The organism is Mesorhizobium sp. M7A.F.Ca.US.002.01.1.1, assembly GCF_004022955.1.
GTDB classification, from domain to species: Bacteria; Pseudomonadota; Alphaproteobacteria; order Rhizobiales; family Rhizobiaceae; genus Mesorhizobium; species Mesorhizobium ciceri.
The window spans coordinates 1-2,953 of record NZ_RZQE01000604.1; the positions used below are offsets into that span (position 1 = coordinate 1).

The 2,953-nt window shown below is 64.5% G+C and carries 3 protein-coding genes; all 3 read left to right on the forward strand.

Translation table 11 applies throughout. The annotated features are described in order from the left end of the window. Nucleotides 1-1,289, forward strand: a 1,289-nt coding sequence (aroA, locus tag EN932_RS32710; RefSeq protein WP_128369389.1) for a 3-phosphoshikimate 1-carboxyvinyltransferase, incomplete at its 5' end; no start/stop codon positions are given. Nucleotides 1,290-1,356: 67 nt separating this feature from the next. After that, the gene (gene cmk, locus EN932_RS32715; protein WP_032898722.1) at nt 1,357-2,001 is read left to right on the forward strand and encodes a (d)CMP kinase; all 645 of its coding nucleotides are present in this window, start codon (nt 1,357-1,359) and stop codon (nt 1,999-2,001) included. Nucleotides 2,002-2,216: 215 nt separating this feature from the next. Further along, a partial coding sequence (locus EN932_RS32720) for a S1 RNA-binding domain-containing protein (RefSeq protein ID WP_128369390.1) occupies nt 2,217-2,953 on the forward strand: 737 nt, incomplete at its 3' end.

Sequence of the window (2,953 nt, forward strand, 5' to 3'; positions counted from 1 at the left end):
TCTCGCGTGATAAGTCGATCTCGCACCGTTCCTTCATGTTCGGCGGCCTCGCCTCCGGCGAGACCCGCATCACCGGCCTGCTCGAAGGCGAGGACGTGATGCGCACGGGCGCGGCCATGAAGGCAATGGGCGCGCATATCGAGAAGAACGGCGACGAGTGGGTGATCCGCGGCACCGGCAACGGCGCGCTGCTGCAGCCGGAAGGCCCGCTCGATTTCGGCAATGCCGGCACCGGCTCGCGGCTGACCATGGGCCTTGTCGGCACCTATGACATGGAGACGACCTTCATCGGCGATGCCTCGCTGTCGGGCCGGCCGATGGGCCGTGTGCTGGAACCCTTGCGCCAGATGGGCGTGCAGGTGCTGAAGGCGACGCCGGGCGACCGCATGCCGATCACACTGCATGGACCCAAGCATGCCGCACCGATCACCTATCGCGTGCCGATGGCCTCGGCGCAGGTGAAGTCCGCAGTGCTGCTCGCCGGCCTCAACACGCCCGGCATCACCACGGTGATCGAGCCGGTGATGACACGCGACCACACCGAAAAGATGCTGAAGGGGTTTGGCGCCAATCTGTCGGTCGAAACCGACGAGCGTGGCGTGCGCCACATCTTCATCGAAGGCCAGGGCAAGCTGACCGGCCAGACCATCGCCGTGCCGGGCGACCCGTCCTCAGCCGGCTTCCCGCTGGTGGCCGCCCTGATCGTGCCGGGTTCGGACATCACGATCGAAAACGTACTGATGAACCCGACCCGCACCGGCCTGCTTTTGACGCTGCAGGAGATGGGCGGCAACATCGACATCCTCAACCCGCGCAATGCCGGCGGCGAGGATGTCGCCGACCTGCGGGTACGTTACTCCGAGCTCAAGGGCGTCATCGTGCCGCCCGAGCGGGCGCCGTCGATGATCGACGAGTATCCGGTGCTGGCGGTCGCTGCGAGCTTCGCCGAGGGCGAAACGCTGATGCAGGGGCTGGAGGAGTTGCGGGTGAAGGAATCCGACCGGCTGTCGGCCGTCGCCAACGGGCTGACGCTCAACGGCGTCGACTGCACCGAAGGCGAAGCTTCGCTTGCCGTGCGCGGCAAACCGGGCGGCAAGGGCCTTGGCGGCCATCCCAATGGCAAGGACACCACCGTGCAGACCCATCTCGATCACCGCATCGCCATGAGCTTTCTGGTCATGGGGCTGGCGACGGAAAAGCCGGTGACCATTGACGACGCCGCCATGATCGCGACCAGCTTTCCGGAGTTCATGGGGCTGATGACGGCGCTGGGCGCGGAGATCGGGTGACGGTCGTGGCAACCAATAGCCTTGGTACGTTGGCAGGCCAGCGCCCAACCCTTTCGGCGGTCTGCCAATGACACACGTCTTCACCATCGCCATCGACGGCCCCGCCGGCGCCGGCAAGGGCACCCTCGCCCGCCGGCTGGCCGACCACTACCGCCTCAACCTGCTCGACACCGGCCTCACCTACCGTGCCGTGGCCTATGCGCTCATCCAGCACGCGCTGCCGCTCGACAATGTCTCGGCGGCTGAAACCGCTGCCCGCCAGGTCGATCTGGCAAAGCTCGACCGGACGGTCTTGTCGGCGCATGCGGTCGGCGAGGCGGCCTCCAAGGTCGCAGTGTACCCGACCGTGCGGCGCATCCTCGTCGAAAAGCAGCGCGACTTCGCCAAGACACCGCCGGGTGCGGTGCTCGATGGGCGCGACATCGGCACCGTGGTGTGCCCCGACGCCGACATCAAACTCTATGTGACGGCGAGCGCCGAGGTGCGAGCACAGCGCCGGCTGGCCGAGATCGAGAGCATCGGCGGGACCGCTGATTTTACCGAGATCCTCGCCGATATCATGCGCCGCGACCAGCGCGACATGGGCCGTGCCGACTCACCTTTGAAGCCGGCCGCCGACGCGCACTTGCTTGATACCAGCGAAATGGCTATAGAAGCCGCGTTTCTTGCAGCCATGGCGATCATCGATGACGTCTTGGCCAAGAGAGACTAGGTCTGATCCGGGTTTTTCCCTCGTCTTTCCGTTGTCGGAGGCGAAGAAAATACCCATATCGGGCACGAACCAGCCTGCCAGCATTCTACATGCGCCGGAATTGCCGCTTAAAGAGCGGCCCAGGGCTTTTGTAGCCCGGAACGCCGGCAGGCCAACGCAACGCTAACCCACGGCGCCCGTCCCGCTTCCAGATGCGGGGCACTCCAGGAGAAACAATGTCAGCTGCAAATCCCACTCGCGATGATTTCGCGAGCCTGCTCGAAGAATCATTCACCACCGGTCACTCCGGCGAAGGCCAGGTCGTCAAGGGCACGATCACGGCGATCGAAAAGGACATGGCCATCATCGACGTCGGCCTCAAGGTCGAAGGCCGCGTGCCGCTGAAGGAATTCGGCGTCAAGGGCAAGGACACTACCCTCAAGGTTGGTGACACCGTCGAAGTCTATGTCGAGCGCATTGAAAACGCGCTTGGCGAAGCAATGCTTTCCCGTGAGAAGGCCCGTCGCGAAGAGAGCTGGGTCCGCCTCGAAGAGAAGTTCACCAAGGGTGAGCGCGTCGAAGGCGTTATCTTCAACCAGGTCAAGGGCGGCTTCACGGTCGACCTCGACGGCGCCGTGGCCTTCCTGCCGCGCAGCCAGGTCGATATCCGCCCGATCCGCGACGTCTCCCCGCTGATGCACAACCCGCAGCCCTTCGAGATCCTCAAGATGGATCGCCGCCGCGGCAACATCGTGGTGTCTCGCCGTACCGTGCTCGAAGAGAGCCGCGCCGAACAGCGTTCGGAAATCGTGCAGAACCTCGAAGAAGGCCAGGTTGTCGAAGGCGTCGTCAAGAACATCACCGATTACGGTGCGTTCGTCGACCTCGGCGGCATCGACGGCCTGCTGCATGTCACCGACATGGCATGGCGCCGCGTCAACCATCCGACCGAAATCCTCAACATCGGTCAGAC

Excerpts from the sequence above, each read along its gene's own strand:
- cmk (WP_032898722.1), top strand. The coding sequence starts at position 1,357 with ATGACACACGTCTTCACCATCGCCATCGACGGCCCCGCCGGCGCCGGC.